Below are 17,691 nucleotides of genomic sequence, written 5' to 3'. Positions count from 1 at the left end.
GTGTCAGCCATGGTTCCTGGATTCAGTCGGTGGCACTGGCGAAAGCGGTCGGGGAACCGATACCGCTGCGCAGACTGCCGTCAAGGTAGGCGGCGCGGCAGGCACGGTGCCCGATCTTGCCGCTGGACGTACGGGGAATGGTCCCCGACTGCACCAGCAGCAGGTCACGGACGGTCACGCCATGGCGTACGGCGATGGCCGCCCGAATGTCGTCGGCGATGGGCTGGTATTCGAGCTTGTGCGTGCCTGCGGCGCGCTCGGCGACGATGACCAGCTGCTCGGAGGTGTCGTCCGGGTCGAACTTCAGCCCGACGTGCGGGTTGTCGAACACCGTCTGCGGCAGCTGGTTGGCCGGGACCGAGAAGGCGGCCACGTATCCGGTGCGCAGCGCCTTGCTGGCCTCCTGCGCCGAGTACTCGAGGTCCTGTGGGTAGTGGTTACGGCCGTCGACGATGACGAGGTCCTTGATGCGCCCCGCTATATAGAGGTCGCCGTTGAAGTAGGTGCCGTAGTCGCCGGTACGGACCCAGAGCCCGTCGTCGGCGGCACCCTCGGCGTGCGACTGGCTGACGCGCGACTTGAGGATGTTGCGGAAGGTGTGGGCGCTCTCTTCTTCCCTGCCCCAGTAGCCGAGGCCCAGGTTGTTGCCGTGCAACCAGATCTCACCGACCTGTCCGTCCGGCACCTCGCTGGCGGTGTCGGGGTCGACGATGACCGCCCACTCGTCGACGCCGACCTTTCCTGCGGATACCTGCGCGACGGCAGTGGGCGCGTCGGGAGCCACCTCGACGAAGCGCTGGTTGTTCAGCTCGTCCCGGTCGACGTGGATGACCGTCGGCGGCTCGTTCGCCGGGGTGGTCGAAACGAACAGGGTCGCCTCGGCCAGTCCGTAGGAAGGCTTGATTGCCGTCTTGGGCAAACCGTAGGGCGCGAATGCCTCGTAAAACTTGCGCATCGAGGCCGGGGATACCGGCTCGCTGCCGTTGAGGATGCCTTTGACGTTGCTGAGGTCCAGGGGCGGCTCGTCGTCGCGGGGCAGGCCTCGGACGGCCGCGTGTTCGAAGGCGAAGTTAGGCGCGGCGGAGAAGACGCCACCGGTCTCGCCGGGCTTACGCGCGAGTTCGCGGATCCAGCGGCCGGGCCGGCGCACGAACGCGGCAGGCGTCATAAAGGTGAAGCTTTGGCCGAGCACCGGGGCGCACAGCGCCGTGATCAGGCCCATATCGTGGAAGAGGGGAAGCCAGGACAGGCCGCGGTCGCCTTCGGCACCCTCGAGGGCGACCAGCGTCTGCAGCACATTGGTGGGCAGGTTCAGGTGGCTGATCTGTACGCCGGTCGGTGTGCGGGTGGACCCCGAGGTGTACTGCAGGTAAGCGATGGTGGATGCGTCGGCTTCAGGCTCGAGCCAGGTGACGGCAACCTCGGCGGGCACCGCGTCGACGGCGATGACGCGGGGCCGTTCCTTGGCGGCGCGGGCACGGATGAACTTTCGGACGCCTTCGGCGGCGTCGGTCGTGGTCAGGATCGTCGACGGGGTGCAGTCGTCGAGCACCGCGTGCAGCCGGCCGATATGTCCTGGCTCGGCCGGGTCGAACAGCGGCACCGCGATCCGGCCGGCGTAGAGGGCGCCGAAGAAGGCGATGAGGTAGTCCAGGTTCTGCGGGCACAGGATGGCGATCCGGTCACCGGGCTGGGTGACCTGCTGCAGACGGGCACCCACGGCACGGTTGCGGGCGCTGAAGTCCGACCACACGATGTCGCGCTCGACGCCATCGCGCTCGGTGGAGTAGTCGATGAATCGATAGGCCAGCTTGCTGCCACGAACCTTCGCCCATTTCTCGACGTGCTTGACCAAGTTCGTATTCTCCGGGAACTTGATCTTTCCGTTCACGATGAACGGGTTGTGGTACGCCATTGCCGCCCTCTCCTATTTACAACGCTCGCCAGTCAGCTACGCCGACGGTGCTAGTGCCGGCCTCGCCGACGGTTTCCCCTGCGCGCGCCCTGCCCGCCGCGTTTCGCGCGGCCGTGCAAGCCTCCACCCGATCGGGAACAACCACCAAACTCTTATGCCTCTTAATTTTTTCTTAATGTTAAGGGGCAGCGCCCGGCAGACCAAATCTCAAGGTACCGCCGATACCGCCCAGTACCGCCTACCTAGCGGCTGTGTCCCGCTGCCGGGGCCACTCCCGCACGCGGACGATCACCCATGTTTGGGATGCGGCGCGTTTTCGATGAGGCCGCGCGCCCAGTTCAACGCCCAATCCGTCGCCGGCGCCCCGTCCAGGCTCCAGCACTGAATGGTGGCATACAGCGCGTGCACCGGCTGCCCGGCGCCGCCGGCCAGCGTGTTCAGCGTGTTCGGCAGGTTCGCGACGCTGAACGCTTCCTGCGGGGCGGCGCAGATCAGGTCACCCGGGGCACAGATTTCGTTGGTCTTGTCGTTCAGCGTGCCGAAGCCGCCTGGTCGCGCACCCGTCATGGTCAGACCGAGCCCGGACAGCACCGGGACCTCGTGCAGGGTCACCTCGGCGCCCTCGCCCGGCGGGTTCGGCCCGATATCGTTGCCGACCCCCTGCTGGCGACGCCCGTCGGCGATCAGCGTCACGCCCAGCACCAGGTCGTCGTCGATGGGTCCGCGCCCGTTGCCGATATCGCTGGCGATGTCGCCGGCGATCACCGCGCCCTGTGAAAAGCCCAGCAGCACGTAGCTGGTCAACGGGCATTTGGTGTTCATGTCGGTCAGCGCCTGGACCATCGCGCGGGTGCCTTCCGCGCGGCTTTCGTTGTACGACATCTGCTTGACGCCGCCGAGCGGATTGTTGAACTGCGCCGTGTAGGGGACGGTGTACACCTGCAGGCGAGACGACGGGAACTGCTGGGCGATCTCCAGAGTGTCTTTGTGCAGCAACGCATTCGGAAACTGCACCGGGTTCAGCGGATCGTCTTGCAGGGACGACTCCCAGGTGCCCGGCACGACGATCAATTGCACGTCGGGGCAGGACGCGTCCTGAGACGCCGGACGCGGCTTGTGCGGGTGGGTCGCCGTCGACGACGGCGGCAGAACGCCCGGCGGTACCGCGCTGGGCGGTGCTTCGTTGCTGCGCAACATGGTCACCACCGCGACGATCACCAGCAACACCACCACCGCCATGGACAGGGCGGCCGCCCAGGCTAGGACCCGGCGATGCTTGTTCTGGGCCTTCGCGCTTTTCCTGGCCTTGCCAGCTTTGGGGGTGGGCATGTTCTCCTGCTAGCAGATTCGGTCACTCGCAGCTTGGAGACAAACAAGCGGCCGTTCCGCCCTCTGCTGCATTCATTACACGGTACCGGCGCTCCCGACCGGACCAGTCCGGCGGCGACCCGCTTCGCCCGGCTCCGCCGCTACCGGATGGCGCCGACAATATCGCCGGACATCGCGCCGAGCTGTCCCGACCACGAGCCCCAGCCGTTGTCGCCGCCACCCGGGAAGTCGAAGTGCCCGTTGTGGCCGCCTACGCTGCGATATTGCTGGTAGAACATCCGGCTGTTCCCCATCGCCTCGCCGGCCTGGCCGATCATCGCGGCCGGATCACTGGCATCCATGGTGGTCGGACTCCAGACCCACACCCGGGTGTTGTTCTGCGCCAGCAGCGAAGCGTGTACCCACGGGTCGTGCCACTTCCACCGGCCCAACTGCGGGGCACCCCACATTCCGTTGCCGTCCACGCCGCCGAACTGCTGCAGCCCGGCCAGGATCGACCCACCCGTGGTGGTGTTCGAGGGGTAGAGGAACCCGGACAGCGAGCCGGCGAAGCCGAAGCGGTCCGGGTGGAAGGCGGCGAGGGCCATCGACGCATAGCCGCCCTGCGAGGCGCCCACCGCGGCGTGGCCGCCCGGCGCCAAGCCCTTGTTGGCGGCCAGCCAGTCCGGCAGCTCACTGGCCAGGAAGGTGTCCCACTGCTTGCTGCCGTCCTGTTCCCAATTGGTGTACATGCTGTACGCGCCACTCGCCGGCGCGACCACCGAGACCCCCTTGCCACCCAGGGTGTTCATCGCGTTGCCGGCGGTGACCCAGTTGCTGACATCGGGGCCCGCGTCGAACGCATCCAGCAGATACACCGCGTGTGGCCCCCCGGCCAGGAAGGCCACCGGGATGGACCGGCCCATGGCGCCGGACGGCACCATCAGCGTCTCGTAAGCCGCCGCTCTGGCCTTGCCTGCGGTCCCCGCACACACCGCCATGCCGCCCACCCCGAGCGACAGAGCGGCAACGCAGAACATCCGTGCCAACGTCGACAGACTCCGTAAACCCCTCATGTCCACCTCCATCGTCTGACCGCTGTCTGCACACTAACCAGGGCCGCAGGACAGCCGATCCGCAGGGTAGTGAAATAGGCCACACTCGACCCAACTGCCAGCGGCGGCGACCCCGAGGGATCGCCGCCGCTGGCGGTCAAGCTTGCGCTGTCGGTTAGGTGCCCGAGTTAGGCGCTGTGGCAGGTGCTGCCGTGGCCGGACCGTTGCCCGGCGTCGCGCCCAGCGTCTGCTGCAGGTCGGGCTTCATCGCCTGCAGCTGCGAGCCCCAGTACGGCCAGTCGTGCGTGCCGTTGGCGTCGAAGTGCCACACCGCGTTGTGACCGCCCGCGGCGTTGTACGCGTCCTGGAACTTCAGGTTGCTGGTCCGCACAAAGCCCTCCAGGAACTTCGCGGGCAGGTTGTCCCCACCGAGGTCGGACGGCTTGCCGTTACCGCAGTACACCCAGATGCGGGTGTTGTTCGCGACGAGCTTGCCAACCTGCAGCGACGGGTCGTTGCGCTGCCACGCCGGGTCGCTCGACGGGCCCCACATGTCGTCCTTCTTGTAGCCACCGGCGTCACCCATGGCCAGGCCGATCAGCGACGGGCCCATGCCCTGCGACGGGTCCAGCAGCGCCGACAGCGAGCCGGCGTAGACGAACTGGTCGGGGTGGTAGGCAGCCAGGATCAGCGCCGACGAGCCGGCCATCGACAGACCGACGGCAGCGCTTCCGGTGGCCCTGACCTGCTTGTTGGCCGCCAGGTAGGCCGGCAGCTCGCTGGTCAGGAAGGTCTCCCACTTGTAGGTGGTGCAACCGGCCTTACCGCAGGCGGGCTTGTACCAGTCCGAGTAGAAGCTGGACTGCCCACCGACCGGCATCACCAGCGCAAGTCCCGACTGGTTGTACCACTCGAACGCGGGGGTGTTGATGTCCCAGCCGTTGAAGTCGTCCTGTGCGCGCATGCCGTCCAGCAGGTACACCGCGGGCGCGTTGGCGCCACCGCTCTGGAACTGAATCTTGATGTCGCGGCCCATTCCGGCCGACGGAACCTGCAGGTACTCCACGGGCAGACCCGGACGCGAGAACGCCCCTGCGGTCGCCGGGCCCCCCACGACGCCGATCAGACCCGAAAGCAGGGCCGCGCCAACGGCTCCAACTACGAGTCGGCGTGGCATGCGAGCCACGGCGCCGCGAAACCTGTCAACAAACGTCATCCTTGCTTCCTCATCCTCTCGGCGCGCACTTCATAAGGACGCGTCGTTGATTTGGGTCGAACTGCAATGCGATCTCCGCAGCAGTCTCGTGTAGTCAACCACACCATCGGTCGTCCGCTCACATCGAGGAGACCGCGCAAACTGTGCCTCGGTTCTCTTCCCCAAAGGTTTTCAGACCAAACACACGCACGTAGAACCGCGTTTCCGCATGTGTTAGGGCGGAGTGGCCAGCTGGTTGAGACCGAATTGTGATGTTGCTGTCAATGTGGGATCGCAGCAACAGGAGCGCCGGTCGGCGCTCGCCGAGGCTTATCCGCGGGTGCTCACTCCCGCGGAGGTGGCGGACCCGGTTCGGGGATCGGGAGCCCACACCTGGCGAGCTCGTAGAGCGGAACCCGGTCGATCCGATAGCCGGTGAATTCGAAGGAGTGCAAGAAGTTTGACACGAACCGGTGCACCGACATCGGCGCGCGCACCGAGGCCAAGACGGCCTTGGTGGCCGGGCATTTCAGCGCCGCGACCGCCTGGGCCACCCAATTCGCGTCCAGATAGCCCGGGATGCCCGGATACACCTTGACCCACGGCCCGTCGGCGATGACCCAGTCCGGGAAGAGGTTCTTGTCATGCCCGATCCGGCCATGCGTCAGCCGCGCGGTGTGCTGGGCCAGGGGATTTGCCAAGCCGATCTGGTCGATTACCCGGACATCGAGGCCGACGTTCATCCCCAGCATGCCGAGGTTGGTGAAAAAGACTGCGTGTTGCGGTCTTTGGAGCGCCTTATTCTCCGGTGAACTGCCCGGAGCGGGCTGCGCCATGGGTACCAGATCCCATTGCGTGTAGTTGCCGGACGGCAGCAACAACGCCCCCTCCGGCGTGTTGTCGAGCGCGGTCAGCACAGCAGCCATCCTGGGGTAATCCAGGTAGTCGGCGGCGGTCAGCGGGTGGGCGTGCCCGGTGGCCTGCGCATAGAAGCGCCGCTCGTCGACGATGCCGGAGTAGCTGACGTGGGTGGCGTCGTCGCCCATCCCCGGCGAGTTTGCTGCCCACAGCGACCAGCCCGCGACGGCCAGCCACAGCCCACCCGCGGCACCGGCCAGCCAATAGCCCGTTTCCCGCGAATAGTCCTGCCCGTCGGGCAGCATCACGGGGATGACCGCGACGGGTGCCAGCAAACAAAACAGCGGTGCCAGCAACACCCGCGCGTGCATGAAATCGCCGCCTTGGCGGGTCCAGTACAGCACCTGCAGCACCCCGCTCACCAGGACGAAAGCCACAGCCGCCGGCGGGCTCTGCACGGCGCGGGCCAGCCGTCCGTAGTTGGGCGCCAGCATCGGGCGCAGGAACGACGGCCGGCGCCGCGTCGTCATCAGCAGCAGGCCGAGCGGGACGAGAAGCAGGGCCGGCAGCCAGACCGCGTAGGGCCCGATGAAATTCAGGAAATAGATCGCTCCCTGCGACCATTTGTCGCCCGCGGCGTCCTTCGCCAGGGCGGTGCCGGGGACGAGCAAGCCGTAGTAGCCCATCCGGAAGATCTGGTAGGCGACGGGCACCAAGCCCCCGGCGACCACGATCAGCAGGCGCCGGCGCCAGGTCCGGGCCGCGATCAGCATCATGATCAGCGCCAGCCCACCCATCAACGCCAGCTCGGGCCGGACCAGCACGCTGAAACCCGCGACAAAGGCCAGCGCTCCGATGAACACGTCGTTGTCCGGCTGGTTGCGCAGCGGCTGCGCCCAGCGCACCATCATCCACCACAACAAGCCCAGGTAGGCCAGCGCCAGCCCGCTTTCCAGACCGGACGTGGCGAAGTCGCGCGCCGGCGGAAGCGCGATGTAGACCAACGCCCCGGCGGGCAGCATGATCGCCCTGCGCCCGCGCAGGCTGGGCGCGTAGAGCCGGGCGGCGCCGAGCATGAGCAGCGCCACCCCGAGCAGCGACAGCACCAGGGCCAGCGTCAACGCCACGTACTCCATGCGCATCGGGCCGCCGATCCAGCTGCCGACGTACATCAGATAGGTCCATGCCGTGGAGGTGTTGGCCTCGACCCGCTCGCCCTGGTTGAAGACCGGCCCGTTGCCGGCCAGCAGGTTGCGCACCGTGCGCAGCACGATCAGGCCGTCGTCGGCGATCCAGCGGCGCTGCCATGCGCCCCAGCCGAACAGCAGCACCACCAACGCCACGCTGATGCCGAGGCTGACCCGAACCGTCCTGTCGTACCGGAAGGCCGGACGACCGAACCGCCTGACCATCGGCCGGCGCCGCATCACCTCACGCTTGATGGCCTCCAGACCGGGGCTAGCCGAAGGCAACGGCGGCACCAATTGTCGCGATCCACGTCAGCGCCAGCAGCTGGAACACCCGGTCGCGCAGCACGATGTCTTCGGGTTCTCCGGCCAGCCCGCCGTCGACGTCAACCGCATAGCGCAGGATCGCGATGGTGAACGGGACCATGGACACCACGAACCAGCTCGCCTCGCCGTGTTCCTTGTCGAAGGCCCACAGCCCGTAGCAGACCACCACCGCGGTGGCCGACAGCGTCCAGACGAAGCGCAGATAAGTGCTGGTGTAGCTTTCCAGCGACTTACGGATCTTGGCTCCGGTGCGCTCGGCCAGTTGCAGCTCGGCATAGCGCTTGCCGGCCGTCATGAACAGCGAGCCGAACGCCATCATCAGCAGGAACCACTGGGTCAGGTGGATATTGGTGGCCGCGCCCCCGGCGATGGCCCGAATCAGATACGCCGACGACACGATGCAGATGTCCATCACCGCTTGGTGTTTGAGGCCAAAGCAGTACGCCAGCTGGATGGCGATGTAGACGGCCATCACCAGCGCCAGGTTGGGAGTGAGCCACCAGCCGATGGCCAGCGAGGCCACCCCCAGCACCGCCGCCAGGGTGTAGGCCAGCCATTCGGGCACCACGCCGGCCGCGATCGGGCGGAACCTCTTGGTGGGGTGGGCGCGGTCGGCTTCGACGTCGCGCGCGTCGTTGATCAGGTATATCGATGACGCGCCCAGGCTGAACACCACGAAGGCCACCGAGACTTCGATCAGCACCTTGGCGTAGTCGTAGTGGACCGGGCCGCCCAGCGCGGCCACCGGCGCGAGCAGCACCAGTACGTTCTTCACCCACTGGCGCGGGCGCATCGCCTTGACCACGCCGGTGATCAGGTTTGCCGGCGGTTGGCCGGTCGCCACGTCTTCGCTCATTTCGGTCACACCTATCTCGACGCTCTATCGAGCCAGAGTGCAAGGCGGGCGACGGCAGCGCCGAGCGCCACGCCGAAGACAACGTCACTGGGATAGTGCACTCCCAGCACCAGCCGTGACAACGCCATCGGCGGGACGAGCACCACGGGCAGTGGCAGCCCGGTGGCCCGCCCCATCAGGATGGCCGCCGCGGTGGTGGACGTCGCGTGCGCGGACGGGAAGCTCAGCGCACTCGGCGTGCCGACGTTGACGGCGACGGCCGGATCATGTGGGCGTTTGCGCCGCACCACCCGCTTGAGCAGCACCGCGGCCGCGTGAGCGGCGAAAGTGCCGGCAACGGCCACCAGCCATTCGCGGCGGCGGCGCTCCTTCAACAACGCCCCGAGCAGCTCGACGAGCAGCCAGCCGACGCTGTGTTCACCGAAGTGCGACAGCCCGCGCGCGGTGCTCAGCACGCCGGGGCGGTCGGTCAGCGCCGCCTGAATGGCGACCAGCGCGGCCACTTCGCCGCGCGGCGTCGCCGGTTCAGGCATGTTGTGACTCTTTGCCGGCGGCCGGCAACAGCGCCGTCTCCCACTTCTGTTTGCTGGACAGCACCGGCAATGCGCTCCGGTACACCCTGCGCATCTCGTCGAACCGGCTCAACAGCTGACGCTGACGCCGCAGCGAGGCGAACAGCAGCGCGAACATCTTGGCCCGGTCGCGCTGCCGGTAGACGACGCCGCAGCCATCGGCGGTAGTCACGGTGACACCGTCGACCGTGCACAGCCGGAACCAGCGCGCGTCCTGGGTCGGCACGTTGAATTCCGGCCGCTGACGAGTTTCCGGGTCGGCCGTCGTGAGGTTGTGCACGATCCCGCGGGCCAGCCGGTAACCGACGGACAGGGGGTTGACCGGTGGCTTCATCGCTTTGCTTTGGTGCGACGGTGCCGGCAGTTCGCTGGCCGCCGGCAAGACGACGGCATCGGGGAATTCCTTGCGTAGCCGGTGCACTTCGGGCAGCGCGGATTCCAGGATCGAGAAGATGTGCTCCGGGCCCGCAAGGAAGTCGTCGATGGCCCTGTTCTGAATTGCCACTGTTGAATACTCAAGGCAGGCAAGGTGTTTCAGCGTCGCCTTGAGGTGGCTGCGGACCAGGCCGGTGATGTCACCATCCCAGTGCAGCGCCGCGACCACGAGCCGGTTGCGCAGATGGAAGTAGGCCTGCCAGTCGATCGCGTCGTCTTTGTCGCTCCAGGCCATGTGCCAGATCGCGGCGCCGGGCAGCGTGACAGTCGGGTAGCCATGTTCGCCGGCGCGCAGCCCGTATTCGGCGTCGTCCCATTTGATGAACAGCGGCAGCGGCTGTCCCAGCTCCTCGGCGACCTGCCGCGGGATCATGCACGTCCACCACCCGTTGAAGTCGACGTCGATGCGCCGGTGCAGCAGCGCGCTGCGATCGTTCTTGTCGCTCAACGGGTATTCGGCGAAGTCATGGTCGTACTCGGCGTGTGGCGCGGCCGTCCACATGAAGTTCGACTGGTTGACGACCTCGCCCATGATGTGCAGGTGCGACGGCTCCTGCAGGTTGAGCATCTGACCACCGATCAGCATCGGCGTCTTGGCGAACCGGTTCATCGCCAGCACCCGCAGGATGGTGTCCGGCTCGATGCGAATGTCGTCGTCCATGAACAGGATCTGTTGGCAGTCCGTGTTTTTCAGCGCCTCGTACATCACCCGGCTGTAGCCGCCGGAGCCGCCGAGGTTGGGCTGGTTATGGATGGACAGGCGATTACCCAGCCCTGCGGCAGCCGCCGCGAAGTCCGGGTGGTCGCGCACTTTGCGCGTGCCCTGGTCCGGGACAATCACCGCACCGATTACCTTGTCCACCAAGGGATCTGCGGTGAGGTCGGCCAGCGCATTGACGCAGTCGGCGGGGCGGTTGAACGTCGGGATGCCGACGGCGATGTTGGCCGTGCCCGGAGCGGGCTCGGTCGCATACCAGCCGCCGCTGACCAGGCTGACCGCGGTGTCGGTGGTGATGTCGAACCAGATCCAACCGCCGTCCTCGAACGACTTGAGCGGCACCTCCAACTCGACGACGGCCGGCTGATCGTCGGTGCCGACGAACTGGCGGCCCTCCACGGAGATCCGCACCCCCGTGGCCTTGGTCCGGTACATGTCTACGCGGCCGGTTCCAGTGAGCTCGACCCGTAGCACCACCGATTTGCAGATCGACCAGCGGCGCCAGTAGCTGGCCGGGAAGGCGTTGAAGTAGGTGGCGAACGAGACCTCGGACTCTTTGCCGATCTGCAACGAGGTGCGGCTGGTCGCATGCGCGCGCCGCGAGTTGGTGGTCGACTCCTCCAGGTACAGCTTCCGGACGTCGAGCGGTTCACCCGGCCGCGGCAGGATGATTCGGTACAGCAGGCTCACGGCGGTCATCGGTGCGCGCCTTCCTCCAGTGGTGTGCCGTCGCGCAGGTGTGGCGCGAGGGTGTTGTCGTACATGTTCAGCGCACTCGCGATGGCCATGTGCATATCCAGATATTGGTAGGTGCCAAGCCGCCCCCCGAACAGCACCTTCGACGAAACGGTCTCGGACTTCGCCCGCGCTCTGTAGGCGGCCAACAGGGCGCGGTCTGCCTCGGTATTGATCGGATAGTAGGGCTCGTCGTCATCGTCGGCGAAACGGGAGTACTCCCGCATGATCACCGTCTTGTCGGCCGGGTAGTCGCGCTCGGCGTGGAAGTGCCGGAACTCGTGGATACGGGTGTAGGGCACGTCGAGATCGTTGTAGTTCATCACCGGCGTGCCCTGGAAATCCCCGATCGGCAGCACTTCCACGTCGAAGTCCAGTGTGCGCCAGCCGAGCCGGCCCTCGGCGTAGTCGAAGTAGCGGTCGATCGGACCGGTGTACACAACCGGAGCCTCGGGACTGTCCGCACGCAGCTGATCGCGGACCTCGAACCAGTCGGTGTTCAGCCGGACCTCGATGCGGTCGTCGGCGGCCATGTTTTCCAGCCATGCGGTGTAGCCGTCGACCGGCAGGCCTTCGTAGGTGTCGCTGAAGTACCGGTTGTCGAAGGTGTAGCGCACCGGCAGCCGGGTGATGTTGGCCGCGGGCAGTTCCTTGGGGTCGGTTTGCCACTGCTTGGCCGTGTATCCCTTGACGAATGCCTCGTAGAGCGGGCGGCCGATCAGCGAGATGGCCTTTTCCTCGAGGTTTTGCGCGTCCGCCGCATCGATTTCGGCGGCCTGCTCGGCGATGAGCCGTCGCGCTTCGTCGGGGGTGAAGTACTTGCCGAAGAACTGCGACACCAGGCCCAGCCCCATGGGGAACTGGTAGGCCTGCCCGTTGTGCATCGCGAACACGCGATGCCGGTAGTCGGTGAAATCGGTGAACTGGGACACGTAGTCCCAGACCCTCTTGTTCGAGGTGTGGAAGAGGTGCGCTCCGTACTTGTGTATTTCGATACCGGTCTGCGGCTCGGCTTCGGAATACGCGTTGCCACCGATGTGCGGTCGTCGCTCGACGATCAGCACGCGCTTTCCGAGTTGGCTGGCCACGCGTTCGGCGATGGTCAGACCGAAGAATCCAGAGCCGACGACGAGGAGGTCAAAACGAGCGGTCATCGGTTGCCTAGGGTATCCGACCGCAGGGGCGGAACCCCATCTGGCGAGGCTTGAGGGTGGCGTTCGCACACGTAAGTCGCGTCTTCAACGATCTGGAAACGGTTAGAACCGGCTTCATCGCGATTGCCTCACGATTCAATATCGTCACTCTAGTAACACGGCTCCCACTCGTACCATCGACTTTGTGTGGTTCTTGCCGGAACGGACCGGCAGGGCACACGGACAGAAAACACAGATTGAGGAGACTTCCGTGCCGAACCGACGCCGTCGCAAGCTCTCCACAGCCATGAGCGCGGTTGCCGCCCTGGCAGTGGCGAGTCCTTGCGCATACTTCCTTGTTTACGAATCAACTTCGGGCCCCAAGCCTGTCGAGCACCACGAGTTCAAGCAGGCGGCGGTCATGACCGACCTGCCCAATGAGCTGATGGGCGCGCTCTCGCAGGGCTTGTCGCAGTTCGGGGTCAACCTGCCGCCGATTCCCGCCCTGAGTGGGACCTCCGGCGGTGCTGGCGGCCTGGGTACCACCGGCCTGACCAGCCCCGGACTCGGTACCTCGGGGCTGACCAGCCCCGGCCTGGCGAGTCCTGGCCTGGGCGCCAGCCCGGCCCTTGGCACTCCGGGGCTGACCAGTCCTGGCTTGGGCACCCCGGGGCTGACCAGCCCAGGTCTGTCCAACCCTGGCCTGCCCGGGACACCGGGCGTGCCCGGGACGCCGGGGCTCACCACGCCTGGTGCACTGACGCAGACGCCGGGCACCGGCCTTAACCCGGCCCTGGCCAACCCCGGGCTGACCAGCCCGGCCGGCCTGACGCCCGGTGGCACCGGTTTCTCGCCCAGCGAGGTGCCGATCAGCGCCGACCCGGGTGCCGACGGCACCTACCCGATCCTGGGTGACCCGTCGACTCTCGGCGGCGGCGGTGGCGGCGCCGGCAGCGGCGGTAGCGGCGGGCTCGTCAACGACGTGATGCAAGCCGCCAACCAGCTGGGCGCCGGCCAGGCCATCGACCTGCTCAAGGGCCTGGTGATGCCGGCCATCATGCAGGCCGCGCATGGCGGCGCGCCGGGTGCGGCGGGCGCTCTGCCCGGTGCCCTGCCGGGCGTCGCTGGTGCCCTGCCGGGTGCGGCGGGTGCCCTTCCGGGTGCGGCGGCTGCACTGCCGCCGGCATTGCCTCCCGTCTAGAACTTCGGGGGTCCTGTCACCTGACGGCACCGCAGAGTCGACCCGATCTCTGCGGTGCCGTCGAACAGTTTCCGAAACAGTTTTGTCACATAAATAACGTGTCACCTCATATACACCATTAGAAACACACGTAACATCAGCTGGTGTCGTCCCGTAGTCGCGCACCCACGATGTTTCTTACCGCCATCGCGGCGACCATCGTGATCGTGTCGGCGGTGGCGAATCTGACCCGCGATCGCGGCGACCACAACCCGCCGCCGGCTCACGGAACCCAACTCGCCGAGCAGCCGCTGATCGGGCTCGGACCCGGCGTCACGGTCCGCGAACTCAGCCAGGCCACACCGTTTTCGTTGGTCGCACTCACCGGCGACCTGGCCGGCACCTCCACCCGGGTGCGCGCCAGACATGCCGACGGCTCGTGGGGGCCCTGGTATCAGACCGAATACGAGACCGCGGCACCCGACAACGGCTCCTCGGCGGGCCAACCGCTGACGGGGTCCGCCAAGGCGGCCGGACCAACCGAGGGACCGCGCAGCACCGATCCGGTGTTCGTCGGCACCACCACGACCGTGCAGATCGCGGTGACCCGCCCGCTCGACGCCGTGCCGACCGGGGGGACCCAACCGCCTCCACCGTCGTCGGAGAACACCGATCTCGGGTACCGGCCGGCGTCACGGGATCAGCCCTTCGGGCAGAACATCTCGGCGATCCTCATCTCCCCGCCCCAAGCCCCGGTCGAAACACACTGGACCCCGCCGTCGGGGGTGCTGATGCCCGGCCAGCCGCCCGCCATCATCAGCCGGGCGGAATGGGGCGCCGACGAATCGCTGCGATGCGGTAGTCCGCAGTACGACAACGGAATTCGCGCCGCCGTCATCCACCACACCGCGGGCAGCAACGACTACTCCCCGCTGGAATCCGCCGGCATCGTCAAGGCAATTTACACCTATCACAGCAAGACGCTGGGGTGGTGCGACATCGCCTACAACGCGCTGGTCGACAAATACGGCCAGGTGTTCGAGGGCAGCTCAGGGGGCCTCACGAAGGCGGTCGAGGGCTTCCACACCGGCGGGTTCAACCGCAACACCTGGGGTGTGGCGATGATCGGCAACTTCGACGACGTACCGCCGACGCCGCTCCAGCTGCGCTCCGTGGGCCGGCTGCTCGGCTGGCGCCTGGGCATGGACGGCGTCGACCCCAAGGGCATCGTCCAACTGGAATCGGCGGGTAGCCACTACACGACCTTCCCGGCCGGCGCCATCGCGACGTTGCCCACCATCTTCACCCACCGCGACGTCGGCAACACCGACTGCCCGGGCAACGCCGCCTACGCGCTGATGGACGAAATCCGGGACATCGCATCGCATTTCAACGACCCCCCCGAGGAGCTGCTCAACGCGCTCAAGGGCGGGGCGATCTACGAGCACTGGGAAGCGATCGGCGGCATGAACAGCGTACTGGGCGCGCCGACTTCGCCCGAAGACGCGACCGAGGGCGACGGCCGCTATGCCACCTTCGCCAAGGGCGCCATGTACTGGTCGCCCGAAACGGGACCCCAACCGGTCACCGGCGCGATCTATGACGCGTGGGCCTCGCAAAGCTACGAGCGCGGGCCGCTCGGCCTGCCGACCAGCGCGGAAATTCAAGAGCCGCTGCAGATTACCCAGAACTTCCAGCACGGGACGCTGAACTACGATCGGCTCACCGGTGACGTCTCCGAAGTGATCGACGGAATCACGACACCGTTGTCAACGCAGTCGCCGAGCGGGCCGACGGTGCCGCCCGAACACTTCTCGCTGCCGACGCATCCGACCAACGCCTAGCCGCGGGCCCACCAGCGTTCCAGCACCCGGCCGACCCCGTCATCGGAGTTGGGCGCGGTGATCTCGTCCGCGGCGGCGAGCACGTCGGGGTGTGCGTTCCCCATCGCCACACCGTGGCCGGCCCACAACAGCATCGGCAGGTCGTTGGGCATGTCGCCGAACGCCAGCACCTCACCGCGGGCGATGCCCAGCGGCTTGGCGACCTCCTCGACGCCGGTGGCCTTGCTGATGCCCAGCGGCACGATCTCCACCAGCCCGTTGTTGGTGGAATAGGTGATATCGCCCTCGATCCCGATGTGCTTGGCAAGTTCGGCGGCCATGTCGGCGCTGCGGGCACCGGCCTTGCGGATCAGCAGCTTGATCGCCGGGGCGCTGAGCAGATCGTCGATCGACACTTCGGTGTTGTCCGGGTTCAGCCACGCGTGCTCGTAGCCCGGCGAACTGACGAATTGCGGAGTCGCCGTGTCGTGCGCGCGCTCGCCGATCCGCTCGACAGCCAGCCCCGCGCCCGGGATGGCGCGGGCAGCGATTTCGGCCAGCTCGCCCAGGGTGTCGACGGGCAGGGTCCGCGCCGACACCACCCGGTCGTTCGCGGGGTCGTAGATGACGGCGCCATTGGCGCACACCGCCATTGGCGTGAACCCGAGTTCCTCGACCACCGGACGTATCCAGCGCGGCGGGCGACCGGTCGCCACGACGAACCGGGCACCGGCCTCGACGGCGGCCCACACGGCATCGCGGGTGCGGGGGGTGATGGTTTCGTTTTCGTCGAACAACGTGCCGTCGACATCGCAGGCGACGAGCGCCGGTGGGGTCACGGTCAATGCTTGCCGCTTTGATTCTGTCCTGGACGCGTCACGCCGTCGGTCCCGTACCTCTGTACTCGCTCCTGCAGCTCGGCCAACCGGATCGCCTGGGAGTCTTCCTGGGTCGGCGCGGCGCCACCCAGCCGGCGCGGCACCCAGTTCTCTCCTTCGGGGTGCGGGTACTCCTCCTGCACCTGATACAGCAGGCCAGTCATCGCGTTGCGCAGCGCGACGTTGAGCTGTTCGGGGTTGCCCTGCGGCAGCAATGGCCTGCCCGCTGCCACAGTGATCGGAACCTTGTTGCGCCACACCTTCTTTGGATGATCCTTGGGCCAGATCCGGTGTGCCCCCCAGACGATGATAGGAACGATCGGCACCTGCGCCTCCAAGGCCATGCGTGCGGCCCCGGTCTTGAATTCCCGAAGCTCGAAACTGCGGCTGATGGTGGCCTCGGGGTGCATCCCGATCAGTTCGCCCTCCCGCAGCCGCTGCACGCCCACCGCCAGCGCGTCGTGCCCGCTGCGGCGGTCGACCGGGATGAGCCTGGCGTGCTTGATCACGTAGTTGACGGCCTTCACCTCAGCCATTTCGGCCTTGATCATGAAGTACATGCGCCGGCCCCGCTCACGCGCGGCGAACAACGGCGGAAGCCAGTCCAGGTAGCTGGTGTGGTTCTGGGCCAGTAACGCACCACCCCGCGCGGGAATGTGCTCCAGGCCGCGGAAGGTGAACGTGGTGCCCTGCATGGCCACCATCGGCGGAACGATCCACTCACCTAACCGGTAAAACGGCTCTGCCATGCCCTCTCCTTCGCCCTACGGTGCGGGTCGCTGGGCGGCCTTCGCCGCCGCCTCGTCTGCCTCGATCTGAGCCGCCTCGGCTCGCGTCGGTGCCCCGCCACCCAATCGGCGGGGCACCCAGTAGGCCCCGGCCGGATGCGGATAATTCTCCTGCACGCGGTGCAGCAGCGCGGTCATCGACTCGCGCAGCGTGGCGTCGGTGCCGGCAATGTCGTCCGCGGCCCGCAACGGCGCGCCGACCTGCACGGTGATCGGCACGTTGTCGCGCCCGATTTTCCGGGGGTGGTCCTTGGTCCACACGCGCTGGGCTCCCCAGACGATCACCGGGACAATCGGGACGTCCGCTTCCATCGCCATGCGCGCCGCCCCGGTCTTGAACTCCTTGAGCTCGAAGCTGCGGCTGATGGTCGCCTCGGGGTAGACGCCGACCAACTCGCCCTCGCGCAGCCGCTGCACCGCTGCCGCATAGGCACCCGCCCCGGCGCCCCGGTCCACCGGAATTGTGCCGGTGTGGTTGATCAGGAAGTTGACCACCTTCACCTGCTGCATCTCGGCCTTGATCATGAACCGCAGCCGGCGGCCGCGGCGCCGCATGGCCAGCGCGGCCGGAAGAAAGTCGACATAGCCGGTGTGATTGATGGTCACGACCGCACCGCCGCATCGGGGGACGTTCTCCTCCCCGCAGTAGGTGATCCGGGTGCCGGTGGCCAGGATGGCCAACTGGGCCAGGATCTCGCAGGTGCGGTAGGTCGGCTCTACCATCGGTG

The 17,691-nt window shown here is 67.0% G+C and carries 14 protein-coding genes; 2 read left to right on the top strand and 12 right to left on the bottom strand.

Features of this window, described 5'->3' with window-relative positions; translation table 11 throughout:
* Positions 1-22 precede the first annotated feature (22 nt).
* The 9 genes from fadD32 to glf all read right to left on the bottom strand — a co-directional run bounded on the left by fadD32 (position 23) and on the right by glf (position 12,315).
* Positions 23-1,915, bottom strand: coding sequence for a long-chain-fatty-acid--AMP ligase FadD32 (fadD32, locus tag MNAB215_RS09660; RefSeq protein WP_077078670.1), 1,893 nt, complete (start codon positions 1,913-1,915; stop codon positions 23-25).
* 288 nt (positions 1,916-2,203) lie between these two features.
* A complete protein-coding gene (gene culp6 / locus MNAB215_RS09655) occupies positions 2,204-3,244 on the bottom strand; it encodes a carboxylesterase Culp6 (RefSeq protein ID WP_077078669.1) in 1,041 nt (346 codons plus the stop codon).
* Positions 3,245-3,384: 140 nt separating this feature from the next.
* Positions 3,385-4,299 carry an esterase family protein gene (locus tag MNAB215_RS09650; RefSeq protein WP_108637738.1) on the bottom strand — a complete coding sequence of 305 codons (915 nt, stop codon included), beginning with the start codon at positions 4,297-4,299 and terminating at the stop codon, positions 3,385-3,387.
* A gap of 154 nt (positions 4,300-4,453) precedes the next feature.
* Positions 4,454-5,494, bottom strand: coding sequence for an esterase family protein (locus MNAB215_RS09645; protein WP_077078667.1), 1,041 nt, complete (start codon positions 5,492-5,494; stop codon positions 4,454-4,456).
* Positions 5,495-5,817: 323 nt separating this feature from the next.
* Positions 5,818-7,803: a terminal beta-(1->2)-arabinofuranosyltransferase gene (aftB, locus tag MNAB215_RS09640; RefSeq protein WP_281253308.1), complete on the bottom strand. Its 1,986-nt coding sequence runs from the start codon at positions 7,801-7,803 to the stop codon at positions 5,818-5,820.
* Complete coding sequence (locus MNAB215_RS09635; protein WP_077081892.1) at positions 7,790-8,701, bottom strand: decaprenyl-phosphate phosphoribosyltransferase; 912 nt, start codon at positions 8,699-8,701, stop codon at positions 7,790-7,792. Before MNAB215_RS09635 ends, aftB begins: the two co-directional genes overlap by 14 nt.
* A gap of 11 nt (positions 8,702-8,712) precedes the next feature.
* The gene (locus MNAB215_RS09630; protein WP_077078665.1) at positions 8,713-9,234 is read right to left on the bottom strand and encodes a phosphatase PAP2 family protein; all 522 of its coding nucleotides are present in this window, start codon (positions 9,232-9,234) and stop codon (positions 8,713-8,715) included.
* Complete coding sequence (locus tag MNAB215_RS09625) at positions 9,227-11,125, bottom strand: glycosyltransferase (RefSeq protein ID WP_077078664.1); 1,899 nt, start codon at positions 11,123-11,125, stop codon at positions 9,227-9,229. The genes MNAB215_RS09630 and MNAB215_RS09625 overlap by 8 nt, the downstream gene beginning before the upstream one ends.
* Positions 11,122-12,315, bottom strand: coding sequence for a UDP-galactopyranose mutase (gene glf, locus MNAB215_RS09620; protein ID WP_077078663.1), 1,194 nt, complete (start codon positions 12,313-12,315; stop codon positions 11,122-11,124). Before glf ends, MNAB215_RS09625 begins: the two co-directional genes overlap by 4 nt.
* Before the next feature lie 250 nt (positions 12,316-12,565).
* Between glf and MNAB215_RS30200 the strand changes: the two genes are divergently transcribed.
* Together MNAB215_RS30200 and MNAB215_RS09605 are read left to right on the top strand one after the other, a co-directional pair.
* Positions 12,566-13,495: a PirG gene (locus MNAB215_RS30200; RefSeq protein ID WP_245830236.1), complete on the top strand. Its 930-nt coding sequence runs from the start codon at positions 12,566-12,568 to the stop codon at positions 13,493-13,495.
* A gap of 143 nt (positions 13,496-13,638) precedes the next feature.
* The gene (locus tag MNAB215_RS09605) at positions 13,639-15,318 is read left to right on the top strand and encodes an LGFP repeat-containing protein (protein ID WP_217348924.1); all 1,680 of its coding nucleotides are present in this window, start codon (positions 13,639-13,641) and stop codon (positions 15,316-15,318) included.
* On the opposite strand, the gene MNAB215_RS09600 is transcribed toward MNAB215_RS09605, so the two are convergent.
* From MNAB215_RS09600 to MNAB215_RS09590, 3 genes are read right to left on the bottom strand one after another with little or no spacing between them, the layout of a single operon-like run.
* Positions 15,315-16,142 carry an HAD family hydrolase gene (locus tag MNAB215_RS09600; protein ID WP_108637599.1) on the bottom strand — a complete coding sequence of 276 codons (828 nt, stop codon included), beginning with the start codon at positions 16,140-16,142 and terminating at the stop codon, positions 15,315-15,317. The genes MNAB215_RS09605 and MNAB215_RS09600 overlap by 4 nt on opposite strands.
* A complete protein-coding gene (locus MNAB215_RS09595) occupies positions 16,139-16,924 on the bottom strand; it encodes a lysophospholipid acyltransferase family protein (protein WP_077078658.1) in 786 nt (261 codons plus the stop codon). The genes MNAB215_RS09600 and MNAB215_RS09595 overlap by 4 nt, the downstream gene beginning before the upstream one ends.
* Before the next feature lie 15 nt (positions 16,925-16,939).
* Positions 16,940-17,686, bottom strand: coding sequence for a lysophospholipid acyltransferase family protein (locus tag MNAB215_RS09590; RefSeq protein ID WP_077078657.1), 747 nt, complete (start codon positions 17,684-17,686; stop codon positions 16,940-16,942).
* Positions 17,687-17,691: the final 5 nt, after the last annotated feature.

The organism is Mycobacterium numidiamassiliense (assembly GCF_900157365.1).
Lineage (GTDB): Bacteria > Actinomycetota > Actinomycetes > Mycobacteriales > Mycobacteriaceae > Mycobacterium > Mycobacterium numidiamassiliense.
This window is presented reverse-complemented; position numbering and strand designations above follow the sequence as displayed.